The 17,991-nt window shown below is 52.5% G+C and carries 18 protein-coding genes; 6 read left to right on the top strand and 12 right to left on the bottom strand.

Annotation, left to right across the window (positions count from 1 at the left end):
* Positions 1-87 precede the first annotated feature (87 nt).
* Positions 88-921, top strand: a complete 834-nt coding sequence (locus RVY89_RS02595; protein WP_024908667.1) for a MurR/RpiR family transcriptional regulator — start codon at positions 88-90, stop codon at positions 919-921.
* A 72-nt stretch (positions 922-993) separates the two neighbouring features.
* On the opposite strand, the gene RVY89_RS02590 is transcribed toward RVY89_RS02595, so the two are convergent.
* The 3 genes from RVY89_RS02590 to RVY89_RS02580 all read right to left on the bottom strand — a co-directional run bounded on the left by RVY89_RS02590 (position 994) and on the right by RVY89_RS02580 (position 3,150).
* On the bottom strand, positions 994-1,374 hold the full coding sequence (locus RVY89_RS02590; RefSeq protein WP_061714647.1) for a DUF1641 domain-containing protein: 381 nt from the start codon (positions 1,372-1,374) through the stop codon (positions 994-996).
* Positions 1,374-2,570, bottom strand: coding sequence for an NAD(P)/FAD-dependent oxidoreductase (locus RVY89_RS02585; RefSeq protein ID WP_420278577.1), 1,197 nt, complete (start codon positions 2,568-2,570; stop codon positions 1,374-1,376). The genes RVY89_RS02590 and RVY89_RS02585 overlap by 1 nt, the downstream gene beginning before the upstream one ends.
* A gap of 217 nt (positions 2,571-2,787) precedes the next feature.
* Complete coding sequence (locus RVY89_RS02580) at positions 2,788-3,150, bottom strand: YcgJ family protein (protein ID WP_420278578.1); 363 nt, start codon at positions 3,148-3,150, stop codon at positions 2,788-2,790.
* A gap of 504 nt (positions 3,151-3,654) precedes the next feature.
* Here RVY89_RS02580 and RVY89_RS02575 point away from each other — a divergent pair.
* Positions 3,655-4,734, top strand: coding sequence for a hypothetical protein (locus RVY89_RS02575; RefSeq protein ID WP_484826805.1), 1,080 nt, complete (start codon positions 3,655-3,657; stop codon positions 4,732-4,734).
* A gap of 255 nt (positions 4,735-4,989) precedes the next feature.
* Here the strand turns inward: RVY89_RS02575 and RVY89_RS02570 are convergent, their stop codons facing one another.
* From RVY89_RS02570 to RVY89_RS02555, 4 genes are all read right to left on the bottom strand, one after another.
* Positions 4,990-5,829 (bottom strand): hypothetical protein, encoded by an 840-nt coding sequence (locus RVY89_RS02570; protein ID WP_007949333.1) that lies wholly within the window; start codon positions 5,827-5,829, stop codon positions 4,990-4,992.
* Between the two features lie 36 nt (positions 5,830-5,865).
* A complete protein-coding gene (locus tag RVY89_RS02565) occupies positions 5,866-6,729 on the bottom strand; it encodes a DUF4231 domain-containing protein (RefSeq protein ID WP_484826804.1) in 864 nt (287 codons plus the stop codon).
* Between the two features lie 12 nt (positions 6,730-6,741).
* Entirely contained in the window at positions 6,742-7,221 is a 480-nt protein-coding gene (locus RVY89_RS02560) for a TIR domain-containing protein (protein ID WP_230075068.1), read from the bottom strand.
* Positions 7,222-7,644: 423 nt separating this feature from the next.
* Positions 7,645-8,298: a LysE family translocator gene (locus tag RVY89_RS02555; RefSeq protein ID WP_032675326.1), complete on the bottom strand. Its 654-nt coding sequence runs from the start codon at positions 8,296-8,298 to the stop codon at positions 7,645-7,647.
* A gap of 238 nt (positions 8,299-8,536) precedes the next feature.
* Here RVY89_RS02555 and RVY89_RS02550 point away from each other — a divergent pair, with 238 nt between their 5' ends.
* Positions 8,537-8,755 carry a DUF7661 family protein gene (locus RVY89_RS02550; RefSeq protein WP_024908662.1) on the top strand — a complete coding sequence of 73 codons (219 nt, stop codon included), beginning with the start codon at positions 8,537-8,539 and terminating at the stop codon, positions 8,753-8,755.
* Between the two features lie 146 nt (positions 8,756-8,901).
* On the opposite strand, the gene guaA is transcribed toward RVY89_RS02550, so the two are convergent.
* Together guaA and guaB are read right to left on the bottom strand one after the other, a co-directional pair.
* Positions 8,902-10,479: a glutamine-hydrolyzing GMP synthase gene (gene guaA, locus RVY89_RS02545; protein WP_008502126.1), complete on the bottom strand. Its 1,578-nt coding sequence runs from the start codon at positions 10,477-10,479 to the stop codon at positions 8,902-8,904.
* A gap of 67 nt (positions 10,480-10,546) precedes the next feature.
* A complete protein-coding gene (gene guaB, locus RVY89_RS02540; RefSeq protein ID WP_008502128.1) occupies positions 10,547-12,013 on the bottom strand; it encodes an IMP dehydrogenase in 1,467 nt (488 codons plus the stop codon).
* 159 nt (positions 12,014-12,172) lie between these two features.
* Here guaB and xseA point away from each other — a divergent pair, with 159 nt between their 5' ends.
* From xseA to RVY89_RS02525, 3 genes are read left to right on the top strand one after another with little or no spacing between them, the layout of a single operon-like run.
* Complete coding sequence (gene xseA / locus RVY89_RS02535; RefSeq protein ID WP_484826803.1) at positions 12,173-13,546, top strand: exodeoxyribonuclease VII large subunit; 1,374 nt, start codon at positions 12,173-12,175, stop codon at positions 13,544-13,546.
* Positions 13,547-13,604: 58 nt separating this feature from the next.
* A complete protein-coding gene (locus tag RVY89_RS02530; RefSeq protein WP_484826802.1) occupies positions 13,605-14,624 on the top strand; it encodes a M4 family metallopeptidase in 1,020 nt (339 codons plus the stop codon).
* Entirely contained in the window at positions 14,625-14,975 is a 351-nt protein-coding gene (locus RVY89_RS02525; RefSeq protein ID WP_484826801.1) for a protealysin inhibitor emfourin, read from the top strand.
* On the opposite strand, the gene RVY89_RS02520 is transcribed toward RVY89_RS02525, so the two are convergent.
* The 3 genes from RVY89_RS02520 to RVY89_RS02510 are packed head-to-tail and all read right to left on the bottom strand — an operon-like array spanning position 14,972 to position 17,881.
* The gene (locus RVY89_RS02520) at positions 14,972-15,193 is read right to left on the bottom strand and encodes a zinc ribbon domain-containing protein (protein ID WP_202781856.1); all 222 of its coding nucleotides are present in this window, start codon (positions 15,191-15,193) and stop codon (positions 14,972-14,974) included. The genes RVY89_RS02525 and RVY89_RS02520 overlap by 4 nt on opposite strands.
* 50 nt (positions 15,194-15,243) lie before the next feature.
* Complete coding sequence (locus tag RVY89_RS02515; RefSeq protein ID WP_484826800.1) at positions 15,244-16,278, bottom strand: Gfo/Idh/MocA family oxidoreductase; 1,035 nt, start codon at positions 16,276-16,278, stop codon at positions 15,244-15,246.
* A 58-nt stretch (positions 16,279-16,336) separates the two neighbouring features.
* Positions 16,337-17,881, bottom strand: coding sequence for a peptide MFS transporter (locus RVY89_RS02510; protein ID WP_484826799.1), 1,545 nt, complete (start codon positions 17,879-17,881; stop codon positions 16,337-16,339).
* Positions 17,882-17,991: the final 110 nt, after the last annotated feature.

Genomic DNA, 17,991 nt, shown 5'->3' with positions numbered 1-17,991 from the left:
GTTTCATTTTTGCTGCCAGATGGATGGCCGACATTTAAAAGACGCGGTTTTGCGTTTAGAATCATATGACTGTATTTGGGGGATAACATGACGACAGCAACCAGCCTGAACGAACTGCAGCAGCAAATCCGCGATCGCTACGATAGCCTGAGCAAGAGGCTGCAGCAGGTCTCCCGCTACGTGCTGGACAACACTAACAGCGTGGCGTTTGATACGGTTGCCGTCATCGCCGAGCGCGCCGACGTGCCGCCCTCGACGCTAATCCGCTTTGCCAACGCCTTTGACTTCACCGGCTTCAACGAAATGAAACAGCTGTTTCGCATGAACCTGGTGGAGGAGACCGCCAGCTACAGCGACCGCGCCCGGCTGTTCCGCGAAATGGAGAGCGAGGCCGTGCCGGAAACGCCGCTCGATATCCTGCAGGAGTTCGCCCGCTCGAACGCCCAGGCGCTGCAGCAGCTGGCCGCCCGCGCCGAACCGGAAATGCTGGAGCGCGCGGTACAGCTATTGGCCGACGCCGACACCATCTACATCGCCGGACTGCGTCGCTCCTTTAGCGTCGCCGCGTACCTCACCTATGCCCTGAGCCATCTGGAGTGCCGCCCTATCCTGCTCGACGGGATGGGCGGCATGCTGCGCGAGCAGATCAGCCGCATTAAGGCGCGCGACATCGTGGTGTCGATCAGCTTCTCGCCGTACGCGGAAGAGACGGTGATGGTCAGCGAAACCGCCGCCAGCGTCGGCGCGCGGCAGATCGTGATTACGGACAGCCAGATAAGCCCCCTGGCGACGTTCAGCGATCTCTGCTTTGTGGTGAAAGAGGCGCAGGTGGACGCGTTTCGGTCTCAGTCGGCGACGCTGTGCCTGGTGCAGTCGCTGGTGGTGGCGCTGGCATATCGACTGGGGAGCGGGGAGAAATAGCCCCCAATACACTTTGGTGGGCCGGGTAAGGCATAGCCGATACCCGACCACCTGAAGAGCATCAGCCAGACATTAACGGCTCCTTATCTCGGGGCAATCAGAATAACTGACGGAAGAGAGGGAATTCAGACGTTGCCCCGTAATCTGTAACACCCGCAATAAAAGCATAATGCCGCGGCGGGTATCAGGATCGTTAAGCATGGTGAACACCTGCCGAAGCGAGATATCCCCTTCCCGGTTAATTTGCTCTCCCCACGCCATGCGTAGCGCGGTTCCCCCTTCCCAGCCGACTGTCACGACATCTTCAAAAACGCCAGCCAGTTTTTCGACCATCGCGCTATCGGCCATTTCCAGCAGGTCTGCGACGACGGCGAGCAGATCAACCAGATTATTCAGGCGATTGCCCGCCATAAGCGGGGCAAGGCTTTTTAGTAACTGTTCCTGGTCACTCATCAGAACATCCCCCTCACGACGCCCCAATACAGTCCACGGTTAAAACCGTTTCGCAGCATGCCGCCGAGTTTAGTCGCCGGCGTGGGGGTCACGTCATTGCGATAGTCATATACCAACGGCATGCCGGCCCAGAGCCCCATCTGCGCGACGGCCTGAACCCGTCCATCATAATGGTTACCGCTTCCGGGCGGTCTGCCGTACAGCTCCGCCACAATGTTGTCAGCAATGATGGGCGCCTGGTTGTGGCACGACCCTCCCGCTTTACTGATCGGGAGGTCAACGGTATCGCCGATCACATACACGCCTTCTAAGCCGTAGACGCCGAGCGTCTGGTGATCCGTCGGCAACCAGCCTTCACCGTTCTGAACCTCACTCAGTCCCGTATCACGCACCGCTTCGACCGCCCTGATGGGAGGCGTTGCCATCAGGATGTCGAAGTTCTGTGAATCGCCCTCGGCGGAATAGGCAATTTTGCTGTCAGGATCGACATGGCTTAGGGTAAAACCGCGCTGATGCTGTATTCCTTTGGCGGCAAAAATATCGCCCAGCGCCTCCCCCACCGGACGCTGCAGGAACAGACAGTTTCGCAGCAACTGCGCGACGGTCGGATAGGTATAAACAATCTCAACCTGATTACGCACCCCACGCTGGCGCAGATAGTCGTCAACCATCAGCGTGGTTTCAATAGGGGCAATGCCGCACTGGTGGGGAACATTCGGCGTTTCCGGGAAAGAGACGGTAATAAATATTCGCCCCTTTTTGATGGTGGCGAGCTTATGCGCTAGCTGTCTTGCCGCCGCATATTGATAAAAATGGTCGCCCGCGTCGGCAAGGCCAGGGATTTTTTGGGGGAAAGGCGTGCAGCCCGTTGCGATAACCAGCAGGTCCCAGTCGTAATATCGTTTACTGGCACCGTACAGTCGCCGCTGCTTAAAATCGAAAGATTCAATCCTGTCGGTAATAAATTGAATTTCAGGACTCAGTAACTGCCGTTCAGGCCGGGCCAGCTCATGATGATGGAAGAGGTTAAAAGCGACGTACATAAAGGCGGGTTTGTAGTAGTGCACCGGTGATTCGGAAATCAGTACCAGCTCTACCTGACCGGCAGCAATTTCACGTCGTAATTTCCTGGCCAGAAGGTTGGCGACAATTGTTCCTCCCGTGCCGCCGCCGACAATCATTATGCGGTTTTTCATTCCTTTATTCGCTCATGGTAGTGAATGGGAATTCACGTAACCAGACCGCTTCACTGTTACGCTCAGCTAAAGCGTAGTAACAGAGTAATATTCCGCAATGCAACCATTAATAAGAAATTTAATTTTGACAAACAGATCATCATTTATAATATACACTACAAAATATAATTTATATCTCTATAACGTCGCCTTTCACTGTGGTCTCTTTTCATCACCATTATTCGCCAAACAGCAGCGTTGTGTACTTTTTAGATACCGCCCCGGAGCGCTGTCCGTTCGCGCCATAATAGCGATCTTCACGGCACAGTCGCTCCTTCACATTGCAGAAAATACCGTTGGCAAAGGTGAATTCAGTCAGATCGACATTGCTCGACGTGAACACCTCGTTTGCAGCAGCCTTCTTACCGAGATAGGTCTCTGTCAACGCGCGGGATAATCCCTTGTCATTGGCGCATACATATCGGTCGCAGAGCACGCCCGATACTGGCGACTTGAGCCTGGCGGGGGTCCTGGCCTGGGCGGACATGGCGGACACGGCCAGCAGCGCGGCCACAGAGCATGCGAGTATTGACTTGTTCAAGATGATAATCTCCGTTGGTTAATGAGTGTCGGCTTTGCACCGGGCGCGGTGGAACCATGATGAGGGTGAAAAATCCTGGAGGGTTCTGAGTTTCAGCAGGAAATGCCCCGTATGGCTTTTTGTCGACCGAAACGTCGTCGAAAGTTCAGCTCGTAGGCAATTGTAAGGGCCCTATCCCGGTGAGTCATGCGATTTTAAAGAGCTGAACTAATATGCTGTATACGGAGTGGGTTTGTGGGGCGGGTTAGGTCCGCTCTGAGCGAGGAACGGAAGTTGCTAACAGCATTCTGTGTGAATCAACAGGGAGCAGGTCAGTCCGTTATGAGCAGGAGTGGAGCTAAGATAGATTCGATAAAGGGTACCGTTAACTGTATACATTTTTATTTACTTGATATAAAGCAATGATATCCTGTTTCAGGATGCGTTGCTGGGTATTTTATATTAGTAGAACTATTATCAATGCCAATGTTGGTGCAATTATGTACTCAAAGAGCAAAGGAGTGAATGATGCGCGGTACTAAAATAATTAATAGAGAAATTAACATAATCGCTAATGAACACTTCAAAAAACAAGGCAGTTCCCATGAGTTGCATCAGTTTGCCTCCCTTTTCAATTCTAATTACCTTTCAAATCTTGCAGATATTTTTCTAAAAATAGATAAAAAAAAGACTGACGGTCTACATTCGCTTTATTATGGAATTGAATTAGGATGGATTGATAAAAAACCGCTTGTTGAGTATTCTCAAGCATCATCCTTAAAGCAGGTAGAAGTAGGCGATGCTTTAGTAGTTTACAATAATTATCTTTTGGATAATACGGGTAGGTATATAAATACAATTGATGAACGCGCTGTGATTATTCAAGCTAAAGTGACGAAAAACAAGAAAAAACTTCCGAGTGTTACAGTAACGCATGATAATTCTTCAAGAAAAGAGTATGCGCTATATAGTAATTGGCCATCTTTTCGACTAAAAAAGAAGAATGGGTTCACCCCCCATTTTAACCTCCCACATCCACTTGTAAAAAATTCACCATCCCCCTATGCATTTTATCTTGCAGCAAGGAAATCATATTCTAACGACCGTAAATGGCAGAGTCACTGGATGGGTGCGCCTTCGCAACGTTCTAATACGTGTAACATTACAGTAGGAGAGATATTACTTGCTTTGAAAACAGGAAGGCCCGTTGGTCATTATCATGTTGGGGCAGACTTCAAGTCAAATCCCCAGTGGGGAAAACTGGTTAGAACAATTCTAATACAGGTCTCAATGAACCATACTAATAAAGGTTGGTGTGGGGTAATAATGCCAACCAGAATAAAAGGCAAAAATATTCTTAATGTTAAATCAAGATCTTTATCTCTTGCTTCCTTTATGAAATATACTTTACATAAGACCTTTCACTTGCAAGAAATATTATCTTTGCATCAGCAAGTTCAAGCTAATATATCCATTGATTGGAGCGGGGCTATCCATGCTCATAATGAACGACCTGAGAGAAATATTTTTGGAAAGTTTCCAATTTTAATTGTTTCACGATTTAGCTCGGAATTCCTAACGTCCTCAGATAATAAGTTGGGATAATATGGTCGTCTAACTATTAGACTTGTTGGTTTTTATATAAAGTTTCCAAGAGACAGTCACTCATTAAAATGACTGTTTCGTAATCAGCGGAGTTTTTGAAAGCCAAATATGAGCGAATGAAGCCTGATGGGAGGGTGTAGGGATGAAATGGTCCTTTATGAGCGAGGAGCGGACCTAACATTGTCATGTATTTATCAACAATGACAGGTCTGCTACATCCTCTTCTAAACTCATTCGATCCACACCAATATATTTTTAATGACCGACAATAGTTTGCATTTTAGCCTGTAAAGCTGCGGTTAATTCTGCTATTCCTTGAGCATTCCCATAATAACGAATAAATCGAAGATGCCGTAAATCAAACGGGATATCACTCTCAGTTTGTGCAATCAATATTACTTCCCTGCCCAAAGTATGTGCTATTCCAGCCTCATAGAAAACGTTAGGGTTTTTCCCTGTGCAATCACATATCACGATACGCGATCTATCTATTAAGGCGACTACATCTTGAATTATCGCTGGATTTTCCCAAATATCATCGGCACGACGACAGCGTAGACCAATTTGTTCTGCGGCAGAGTGAATGCTACTATAAATTGCATTGAAAGCCGCATCAAATGGCATCATCACAGAAACCAGTATTGACTCAATGTTCTCATGTTCTGAAAGATGAAAAACTGTTGGTCTTTGACGTCTTGGCCTGACCGTCCGGAGTAAAAATCGGTAAAGATCTACATCCTTAACAGCCCAGTGATTCCGTGAGAATTCAAAGTCTTTAGGCATATCTAACGCCATTCTATTCCCATAGATAAAACCATTTGTAATAGGAGGAACTTCATTATCTAATGAATATTCAAAAGATACTTCTCTACCAACTATTTTTGCTCTATTTATTTGACCAATATAAGCCAATTCATCTCCCACCCCTTCCTGCATAAATAGACATGGCAGGGAAATAAGTTTATCAAGATCAGGTGAGTTATTGTTTTTAAACTGCATTGATATATGGTCATCAGTAAACTCAAACACCCGAGAGACCTCCATCATTTCTCGCCCAACATCCCAATCAACTGACCTCATAATAAGATTAAACATATTGCCCTCGTTTGCTTTTCCCGATACAAAAAATTATTACACATCTTTCCTAGCAACCCATTGAGTGTGCTCTCTAGAGAAAGCATTTTCCGCATCGCCTACAAATACAGAAAATTCTTCGTCGGTATTAGGCTGTTTCGCTTCTTCTTTTACAAGCCCGATCTCATGCGAAGTTAAAGAGTACGAAGCTGCTAATTCAGAAAAACGCTTCGCTTGCATCCAAGTTAAAATACTTGCTGCCGATGCGACGAAAATATCAGTTGGCCAGAATGGTACGTCTACATTAGCAACCCGCACCACAGCACAACTCACAGCAAATGTGTTGATCGCTATTAAGGCCCCAAAAAAATATCTAGCTCTGCGACGGTTAAATTTTGCTTTATTGGCATACCATGTATGTTGATCTCCAACTCTACTTTCAATATATATTTTTTTGCGCTTATTTAATGGCTGAGATCGTATTTGCTCCATAACATGAGAAATCTGAGTACCATCTAAATAATCAGTCAAGGCCCGGCATACTTCCCTATTTTGCTCAATTATCGCCTTAAGCGTATGATGAAAATCTTTCCGAGCGACCTGATCGTCACCTTGGAATGGCTCAGCTCGGCATACGTACCGCCAAGTTATCGTCTTTATAGACTCTGCGACAGCTCTCCCTCCATACCAAAGCTTTTCTGGTCGAACACTAAAGAGATAGATAGAGCATGCCAAAGCAGCTAAAAGAGCAAAGACCTGCAAGGCGGCTACAATCCAATGTGTAACGCTTACGATTGAAAGAACAGCAGCAACAACCAACGCGATGAGATGGAATCTCAACGCTGTGAAAAATTGCGACTGCGAATTTAATGAAAGGTCATTAGCAGACTGGTATAAGGCAGGAAAATCTTTATCTTCCATATTGTCCTCTGATCACTCATACCCAAGGCTCTTATAAATCTCATCTTTATAGTGCCAATCATCGTCCGGTTGCTTGGCCCAGTTAGTGAGCGCGTAAGAAACTATCCTCGGTGAAAACGGCACAAAAATAGCTCCAACATTCCGAATAATTGGTGGACATTTTGCTTCTACCACGCTACGTGCCCCATCTAAGTTAATACCTATAATTCTGCATTTTTTTTCTAGAGCGATTTCCATTTCCCACCTGACATATTTATGCTTGCTACGAGTATCTGCACCAATAAGCACCGCAAATGTTCCAGCCATATCTATCCGCTCGCGACACTTGCGTTTTATGTAGACTTCATCGTTGGAATGTATTTCTTGAGAAAGTTGGCAATTAGTAAAATTAAAATCAATATGCTCATGCTCTTTCCATGCGAGCATCAAACGGTAGTAGTGAATATCCGTACTACTAAATCCTACAAATGTCCTAGGCAATCCCATACCCATCTCCTCTATCCTGAAATTTTAGCTCTTCTATGTATTGAAGAAGTTAAACTTGTTATAAATCTAATGCCACCTTTTTTGACTGTAAGACCTCAAAATTGTTATGTAAGTCTCTTAACATAAATAAATGTAATCCCCTCGGAAAACTGGTGTGCCTGTAAGTAGCATTTACTTGTAATCTGAACCTGAGGGGAATCATTATGAAAAACATTACGTTTTACCGATAGAAGCAAACCGAAACTGGGAATGCAAGCATCCTCGTTAACCGGACCAATCAATTTAAGGGTTCTGATCTGTCCGCAATCAATTAACGATCTATGCACTATGCATTTTCGACTTCCGCTTCTGGCACGGAGCGGACATACCCACTGAGTTGAAGGCCCACTCTGAGCGAAGTGCGGACTGGGTTTACCCTTTCGGTAAAACTTAACTGGAAGATTTCGATACGACACCAGACCCGCTAAACAACATGCGGATACCGAGGCCTATCATGACAACACCTGTAAATCGTTCCTGCCATTTGATAAAGCCCGGGTGTTTACTTAGCCAGTTTCCAAATGTCCCTGATGCCATCGCGACTGACCCCAGGGAAATAATTCCTGCCAGCTTCTGGATACTACCCAGAACAAGCAATTGCAGCCAGACAGGACCCGCGGCAGGATCGACAAACTGAGGAAGAAAAGCAAACATGAACAGCAGGGATTTTGGGTTAGTCAGGCTGTTCAGGGCGCCTTCCTTAACGGCACTCCAGTCAGAAATTTTGGCCGTTTTTCGCAGCCGCGTATCTGTGCCTGAAGTCGCAATCATTTTTATGCCCAGCCACATCAGATAAGCCGCACCAGCCCACCTTAACAGATCTAGTGCAACCGGCCAGGCATGAACAACGGCTACCAGCCCCAGGACAAGAAAAGAAACTTGCACAAAACCCGCTACAAATACATTACCCAGTACCGTAAACAGTGCAATACGTCTTCCCTGACCGACGCCTCTGGCGATAGTTAGCATCATGTCTGGCCCCGGAGAAATCTCCAGAAGCGTCAGCGCGAGAAGAAAAGTGATAAACGTTTCGATGGAAGGCATCTTGGTTGAGTCCGGATAAATATTTCTGCTACGTTACCTCAGTCCGATTCGAGCCGAAAGTGGAATATACTGCAGCGTCTGCTGCAGGCACAGAGCAGACAGAGCAGATACAGAAGCATGATGTCCGCTGTGAGCGAGGTGCGAACGCTGACCTTTCAGCTTTGTACGATTTACACTCTGGCCTGATCTGACATGTATCATAGATACAGGAACTCACTAGCATGATCGGAGATTGCATATGCTGATATATAACGTTTTTGGACGGCATATTGGCGTTCAACGTAAGCATGATCGGTGGCTGGTATTTCGTGCTGACCTGACGGAGAGAAAGTTTTCTCGACTCTATGACATCGCTATTCCAGACGATATGACTGAAGGCGAGATTGCCGACTGGCTGGGTGACATTTTCCATGAAGCCGCAACCGATCGTCATCCAAATGTGGTACGCATCGAATAAGGATTGAATGGATAGCATTACGTTGCGCCCGCTCCAGGCACTCACCTGAGATGGTGTTACCAGCCACCGCCCAAAAAAAAGCCCGCAATCCGCGGGCTTAGAGATAATTTAGAACCTGTTAGTACCAGACGTTTCCGGTTGGGAAATCATTCCCACTCGATCGTAGCCGGTGGCTTACCGCTGATGTCATACACCACGCGGGAAATACCGTTCACTTCGTTGATGATGCGGTTAGACACGCGGCCTAAGAAGTCATACGGCAGGTGCGCCCAGTGCGCGGTCATGAAGTCGATGGTTTCCACCGCACGCAGGGAAACAACCCAGTCGTACTTACGGCCATCGCCCATCACGCCGACGGAGCGAACCGGCAGGAACACGGTGAACGCCTGGCTTACCTTGTTGTACAGGTCAGCTTTGTGCAGCTCTTCGATGAAGATCGCGTCCGCGCGACGCAGCAGGTCGCAGTACTCTTTCTTCACTTCACCCAGCACGCGCACGCCCAGACCCGGGCCCGGGAACGGGTGACGGTAGAGCATGTCGTACGGCAGGCCCAGTTCCAGACCGATCTTACGCACTTCGTCTTTGAACAGCTCGCGCAGCGGTTCAACCAGACCCATCTTCATCTCTTTCGGCAGGCCGCCCACGTTGTGGTGAGATTTGATGACGTGTGCTTTACCGGTAGCGGATGCGGCAGATTCAATCACGTCAGGGTAGATGGTCCCCTGCGCCAGCCACTTCACGTCGTCCAGCTTCAGCGCTTCTTCGTCGAACACTTCCACGAACACGCGGCCGATGATCTTACGTTTCGCTTCCGGATCGTTCTCGCCTTTCAGCGCGTCCAGGAAGCGCTGCTCGCCTTCCACGTGAACGATGTTCAGACCAAAGTGGTCGCCGAACATGTCCATAACCTGCTGGGCTTCGTTCAGGCGCAGCAGGCCGTTGTCCACGAAGACGCAGGTCAGGTTTTTGCCGATGGCGCGGTGCAGCAGCATCGCGGTCACGGAGGAGTCCACGCCGCCGGAGAGACCGAGGATCACTTTGTCATCGCCAACCTGCTGGCGGATACGCTCAACGGCGTCGTCGATAATTTTTGCCGGGGTCCACAGGGCTTCACACTGGCAGATGTCGCGCACGAAGCGCTCCAGCATGCGCATACCCTGACGGGTGTGGGTTACTTCCGGGTGGAACTGCACGCCGTAGAAGCGTTTTTCTTCGTTCGCCATGATGGCAAACGGGCAGCTCTCGGTGCTGGCAACGGTGACGAAGTCAGACGGGATGGCGGTGACTTTATCGCCGTGGCTCATCCACACGTCCAGCAGCGGTTTGCCGTCTGCGGTCAGGGAGTCTTCGATACCGCGCACCAGCGCGCTGTCGTTAACCACTTCAACCTGCGCATAGCCGAACTCGCGCTCGCTGGAGCCTTCTACGTGGCCGCCCAGCTGCATGGCCATTGTCTGCATGCCGTAGCAGACGCCGAATACCGGCACGCCAGCTTCGAATACGTACTGCGGCGCGCGCGGGCTGTTCTCTTCGGTGGTGCTTTCCGGGCCGCCGGACAGGATGATGCCGCTTGGATTGAATTCGCGAATCTGTGCTTCCGTGACATCCCACGCCCACAGCTCACAGTAAACGCCAAGTTCACGTACGCGACGCGCCACCAGCTGAGTGTACTGAGAACCGAAGTCCAGGATGAGAATGCGATGTTTATGAATGTTTTCCGTCATTGACGCTAATTCCGAGGCAAGTGAAACAAAAACAGAGCGCCCGGCAGAAGCCGGGCGCGGAAACTTATCAGGAGCCCAGACGGTAGTTCGGGGACTCTTTGGTGATCGTCACGTCGTGAACGTGGCTCTCCTGGATACCCGCACCGCTGATGCGTACGAATTCCGCTTTAGTACGCAGCAGGTCAATGGTACCACAGCCGGTCAGACCCATACAGGAGCGCAGGCCGCCCATCTGCTGGTGAATGATCTCTTTCAGACGGCCTTTATAGGCAACGCGACCTTCGATACCTTCCGGTACCAGTTTGTCAGCGGCGTTATCGGTCTGGAAGTAACGGTCAGATGAACCTTTGGACATCGCGCCCAGGGAGCCCATGCCGCGGTAGGATTTGTAAGAACGGCCCTGGTAGAGTTCGATTTCACCCGGGGATTCTTCGGTACCGGCCAGCATGGAGCCTACCATCACGGCAGCGGCGCCAGCGGCGATGGCTTTAGCGATGTCGCCAGAGAAGCGGATACCGCCGTCAGCGATAACCGGAATACCTGTGCCTTCCAGCGCTTCAACCGCGTCAGACACGGCGGTGATCTGTGGAACGCCCACGCCGGTCACGATACGCGTGGTACAGATAGAGCCTGGGCCGATACCCACTTTCACCGCGCTGCAGCCAGCGTCAGCCAGCGCGCGAGCGCCTGCGCCAGTGGCCACGTTACCGCCGATGATCTGCAGGTCAGGGTATTTGGCACGGGTATCACGGATACGCTGCAGAACGCCTTCGGAGTGGCCGTGAGAGGAGTCAATCAGCAGGACGTCAACGCCCGCAGCAACCAGCGCGTCAACGCGCTCTTCGTTACCGGCACCTGCGCCAACCGCAGCACCGACGCGCAGACGGCCATGCTCGTCTTTACAGGCGTTCGGTTTACGTTCTGCTTTCTGGAAATCTTTAACGGTGATCATGCCGCGCAGGTGGAAGTTGCTGTCAACAACCAGCGCCTTTTCAACGCGTTTTTCGTGCATTTTTGCCAGCACCACGTCGCGGGTTTCACCTTCGCGAACGGTGACCAGACGCTCTTTTGGCGTCATGTACACGCTGACAGGCTGGTTCAGGTCAGTCACGAAACGCACGTCACGACCGGTGATGATACCGACCAGTTCGTTCTCCTCGGTCACCACCGGGTAACCGGCGAAGCCGTTACGCTCGGTCAGGGCCTTCACTTCGTGCAGGGTGGTGGTTGGCAGAACCGTCTGTGGATCGGACACGATGCCGGATTCATGTTTCTTCACGCGGCGAACTTCTTCCGCCTGACGTTCGATAGACATGTTTTTGTGAATAAAGCCAATGCCACCTTCCTGTGCCAGGGCAATAGCCAGGCGCGCTTCAGTCACGGTGTCCATTGCCGCAGAGAGCATAGGAATGTTCAGGCGAATGGTTTTCGTCAACTGCGTGCTGAGATCGGCAGTATTCGGCAGAACGGTGGAGTGAGCGGGAACGAGGAGGACGTCGTCAAACGTCAGTGCTTCTTTAGCGATACGTAGCATGGGCAATATCTCTGACCTGGGTGGTTAAATATTGCCGTGGCATTATACAGAGCGTAACCGATTGCATCCACACTTTTTTAAAAAAAATGCTTGCGCTCACCTCTCAGCAGGTTACTATCGACTGAATAACTTGCTGATTTAGAATTTGATCCCGCTCACATGTTATCCTCTCAATCCCCCTCAATTTATACCGTCAGCCGCCTGAATCAGACGGTGCGTTTGCTGCTTGAGCAGGAAATGGGGCAGGTCTGGATCAGCGGTGAGATCTCTAACTTCACGCAGCCGTCCTCCGGTCACTGGTACTTTACCTTAAAAGATGACACCGCCCAGGTACGCTGCGCGATGTTCCGCAACAGCAACCGCCGCGTGACGTTCCGTCCTCAGCACGGCCAGCAGGTTCTGGTGCGCGCCAATATCACCCTGTATGAGCCGCGCGGTGATTATCAAATTATCGTCGAGAGCATGCAGCCTGCGGGCGAAGGCCTGCTGCAGCAGAAGTATGAACAGTTAAAGGCTAAGCTCTCCGAAGAGGGATTGTTCGACCAGCAGTTCAAAAAGCCGCTGCCCTCGCCTGCCCACTGCGTGGGTGTCATCACCTCGAAAACAGGTGCGGCACTGCACGATATTTTGCACGTACTCAAGCGTCGCGACCCTTCCCTGCCCGTCATCATTTATCCGACAGCCGTACAGGGTGACGATGCGCCCGGCCAGATAGTTCGCGCCATTGAGCTGGCGAACGCCCGTCAGGAGTGCGACGTGCTCATAGTCGGACGCGGCGGCGGCTCGCTGGAAGATCTTTGGAGCTTTAACGACGAGCGCGTGGCGCGGGCAATCTTTGCCAGCCTTATCCCCGTGGTGAGCGCCGTCGGCCACGAAACGGACGTAACGATAGCCGATTTTGTCGCGGATCTGCGCGCGCCTACGCCATCGGCGGCGGCGGAAGTGGTCAGCCGCAACCAGCTGGAGCTGCTGCGTCAGATCCAGAACGGCCAGCAGCGCCTTGAGATGGCAATGGACTATTTCCTCGCCAATCGTACCCGCCGCTTTACCCAGCTTCATCATCGACTTCAGCAGCAGCATCCGCAGCTGCGCCTGGCGCGTCAGCAGACCGTACTGGAGCGCCTGCGTCAGCGCATGAACGTGGCGGTGGACGCGCAGCTTAAGCGGGCGGTATCGCGCCAGCAGCGCGTGACGCAGCGCCTGAACCAGCAAAACCCGCAGCCGAAAATTTATCGCGCGCAAACCCGGATCCAGCAGCTGGAGTATCGTCTGGCGGAGACTCTCCGCGCCCGACTGAGCACCACCCGCGAACGCTTTGGCAATGCGGTGACCCATCTTGAGGCGGTCAGCCCCCTCTCCACGCTGGCGCGCGGCTATAGCGTAACGACGGCGACGGACGGCAAGGTGCTGAAGCAGACCAAACAGGTGCATACCGGCGATGTGCTGACGACGCGTCTTTCAGACGGCTGGGTAGAAAGCGAAGTGAAATCAATTAAACCGGTGAAAAAGACGCGTCAGCGTAAAACCGGATAATTCTTCGCCGGTTACTTACTATACTGCTGCTATTCCCTTTTTTAATAAGGAGAGCAGCATGTCCCATCTTCATAGCGTTATTCCCCCGTATATTCTTCGTCGTATTATCGAAAGCGGTTCCGAACCGCAGCAGCGCTGTGCCCGCCAGACCTTAACCCATGTCCAGACGCTAATGGCCCATATGCCCGGCAAACCCGCCGCGCCGCACGTGAATAAAGCCGGGCAGCTGGAGCGCGATATTTACGACGCGAAGCAAACCCAGGAGCTGCCGGGTACGCAGGTGCGTTACGAAGGCCAGCCGTCGAATGGCGATGTGGCGGTCGATGAAGCCTACGATTATTTAGGGGTTACCCACGATTTCTTCTGGAAAGAATATCAGCGCGATTCCCTCGATAATAAAGGGCTTATTTTGACCGGCACCGTTCACTATGGCCGGGAATATCAGAACGCCTTCTGGAACGGTCAGCAGATGGTATTCGGCGACGGCGACGGGGAAATATTTAACCGTTTTACCATCGCTATCGACGTGGTGGCGCACGAGCTGAGCCACGGTGTTACCGAGACCGAAGCCGGGCTTATCTACTTTGAGCAGTCCGGCGCGCTGAACGAGTCGCTGTCGGACGTGTTTGGCTCACTGGTTAAACAGTATCATCTGAAGCAAACCGCCGATAAAGCGGACTGGCTGATTGGTGAGGGATTACTGGCAAAAGGGATCAACGGCAAAGGGCTGCGCTCGATGTCTGAACCGGGCACTGCCTACAACGATCCGCTGCTCGGTAAAGACCCGCAGCCTGCACACATGAAGGATTTCATTAAAACGCGCGAGGATAACGGCGGCGTGCATCTGAACTCCGGCATCCCCAACCGGGCATTTTATCTGGCCGCGACGGCGATCGGCGGCTACGCCTGGGAAAAAGCGGGTTATGCCTGGTACGACACGGTTTGCGATCGCAATCTGGCGCAGGATGCAGATTTTGAGGCCTTCGCAAAACTAACGGTAGCGCACGGTGAGAAACGCTTCGGCGGCGACGTTGGGGCGGCCATTAAACAAGCCTGGGAACAGGTGGGAGTACTGTAAATGCAGGTTCCGGAACTGACGGATGACGCCGTGGTTGAGCTGGCCCGGGAAGGCGGCGTCGCTTTTATTCCTAAGCTGAGCGGCCAGCGCACCATCGCGCTCTCCTCGCTCAATGAGGCCCAGCGCCAGCGCCTGGTTAGCATCCTTGAGCAGGCCTTTCCGCGCGGTCAGCCGCCGGGACAGGCCTCGTCACCCGGCAGCGGCGACCAGCGCTATTTCCGCATCCAGATTATCTGGACCGGGCAAAATCAGGCGCACTATGCCGATATCATCGTGCTGGTACCGGAGCAGGAAGCGCCCGAGTCGCTGATCGAGCTGTGGAAGAAAGGCGAAGGCTGCGTGTGCGATTAACCTTCGGCCCGAACAAACTCCACGCGTTTTTTAGAGATAAGCCCGTGGCCGTTCTGGCAGAAGTAGTCCACCGCCCCGCAGGCTTTTAAGACCTGGAGTGGCTGATGACACTCCGGGCAGCGGGCTTCAAGCGCAATATCCTTATTACAGCTGTCGCAGTGCGCCACTCCGTTCAGGGGCTCCAGCGGTGCCTGGCAATCCGGGCAGGTAATCGTCATGTTGACTCCTTAAAAGCATTCTGGTCTGCGATAATTTTACCACGTCGCGGTCAGTGCGGGCCACGCAGCTGTTGCTGCAAGCTCAGCAGCAGCGTCACTTCCTCGATTCGGCGGCGCGTCGTGCGGCTTACCTCGTGCGGATCCCGTTCAAACAGGCTGTTGGCGCCCAGAATATGCTCTGCAAGACAGTGCTCGTAGATCGAGCCGGGAATTGTCCAGCATTGGCGCGTGTCGCCATTTATCAGCTCCAACACATCCTCCGCACCGCGCCGGTCGTAGCTAATGATGCGCCCGTCGCGCAACCAGAGCCGTAAGCCTTTTTGCCCGCCAGCGGGTCCCGCATATTTATTAAGCCAGATATCCACCGGCACGCCGCTGATTTTCCCCTGAAGATGCGCCTCACCTTCCGCGGTGGTCAGGTCGCCTTTTGCGATATCGCGGCCCAGGCGGTCTTTAGCCGTCACCACCTGCAGCGTCATCTCATCACTCCCGCCCAGATAGCGCACCGTTTCGCGCAGCATCGCCAGCACGTGCGTACCGATATCAAGAATCACGCCGTCCGGGTGGCGAAGCGTACGGGTGTCCGTTTCGCCGGTAGCAAAGTTAAGCGCAATGGGTTCCCCTGCGGCGTTAAATCCGCTTGGCTCCTGCAAAAAGCCGTCGATTTTGACGATGTCAGAGACAGTGCCAACCAGCGACCGCTTCACCGTTTCGATGCGCGCCATCCAGTGATCGAGCGCCAGCACTCGGGATGCAACGTCGGGGTTTGCCAGCAGCGCGTTGAGCTTTTTCATTTGGGCAAGCGTGGCGACGATCGGTTTTTCAACCACGATGCGGGAAACCGATGAGGCGAGAGCGTGTTCAAGCACCTCAAGGTGGTGCAGCGATGCCGTGGTAATAAACAGGGTATCAAGCGGCTGGGAGAGGAGTTCAGCCAGTGTGGCACAACGCGTTACCCCCTTCGGCTGTTTTACGGGCTGGATATCAAAACCTAAACAGCGAGGGAGATTATCAAAGCGTTTTCGTATTGCGGGCAGGTAAGCTGTTTCAACGACTGCGCCAAGACCAACAAACCCTAACAGCATGTTCTTACCTCGTTGAGTAAATTGCCGGGGCATAACGCCGCCCCGGCAAGATCGAGGTTTATGAGGCGTTAGCAGCCGGTTTAGTCTGCGCATTTTCCAGCATGCGGCGCACCGGAACAATGAGGACGATCAGTACCGCGGCACAAATCAGCAGGGCGATGGAGCAGCGCGCGAAGAGATCCGGCAGCATATCCAGCTGGTCGGCCTTCACGTGGCCGCCAATCAGACCCGCCGCCAGGTTACCCAGCGCGCTCGCACAGAACCACAGCCCCATCATCTGACCGCGCATTCTCTCCGGCGCCAGCAGCGTCATGGTCGCCAGGCCAATCGGACTCAGGCACAGTTCGCCGAGCGTCAGCATCAGGATGCTGCCCACCAGCCAGAACGGCGACACGCCCGCTCCACCGCTGCTCAGCACGTTCTGTGCCGCCAGCATCATCAGGCCAAAGCCCGCTGCGGCACACAGAATACCGATAACAAACTTGGTGATGCTGCTCGGGCGAATGTTCATGCTCGCCAGCTTCGGCCACGCCCAGCTGAACACCGGTGCCAGCAGGATGATGAACAGGGCGTTGATTGACTGGAACCACACCGCCGGGATTTCGAAATCGCCGATCATGCGGTTAGTGTAGTCGTTGGCAAACAGGTTGAACGAGGTTGGCTTCTGTTCAAACGCGGACCAGAAGAAGGCAGCGGAGATCAGCAGAATAAAGCAGACCAGCAGCCTGGCGCGCTCTTTACGGTTCAGCCCCGCAAAAACAAACAGATAAATAAAGTAGAGGGCAACGGACGCCGCAATCACGTAGACCAGCACGCTGGCTACCGCGACCGGGTTAATCACAATCACGCCCTGCGCAATCAGCGTCACGAGCGTTGCCACGCCTGCCGCCAGCGCCAGCAGCCAAACGCCCACGCCGTTACGCTTCACCACCGGGCTGTTCCAGGTGGAGTCGAGGCCGACTTCGCCGTCATAGCGTTTCATTGCCGGAACGGCAAACACGCGGAAGATAATCAGCGCCACCAGCATCCCGATACCGCCAATGCCAAAGCCCCAGTGCCAGCCGTGGGTTTTAATCAGCCAGCCGGAAATCAGCGGAGCGATGAACGAGCCCATGTTGATGCCCATATAGAACAGCGAGAAACCGCCGTCACGACGCGCGTCGCCTTTTTTATACAGGGTGCCGACCATCACCGAGATACAGGTCTTGAACAGGCCGGAGCCGAGCACGATGAACATCAGGCCGATAAAGAACAGGTTATTGCCCATCACCGCCGAGAGCGCAATCGACAGGTGACCGAGCGCAATCAGGATCGAACCATACCAGACGGCTCTCTGCTGACCGAGCCAGTTATCCGCCAGCCAGCCGCCCGGCAGCGCGGCCAGGTACATGGTACCGGCAAAGATGCCGACAATCGCCGAGGCGTTTTCACGCGCCAGGCCCATCCCGCCGTCATAGACGGTGGCGGCCATAAACAGGATCAGTAACGGACGAATGCCGTAAAACGAGAAACGCTCCCACATCTCGGTGAAGAACAGTGAACCGAGCGGATACGGATGGCCGAAGAACGTTCGGCTCTCTTTTTGATTAACAGAGGATTGCATAATTCTCCCGAAAGGTATGTCGTCGTGCTTGTAAACACCAGCATGTACGCCGGCCAGTTACGTATCAGGCCGATTTTTTACATGCGGCGAAAAGTTGGTTAACCATTTGA

It is taken from the genome of Enterobacter sp. 3U4, from assembly GCF_057224565.1.
The sequence above is the reverse complement of the archived record's forward strand: the minus strand, read 5'-3'. Positions and strand labels throughout refer to the sequence as shown.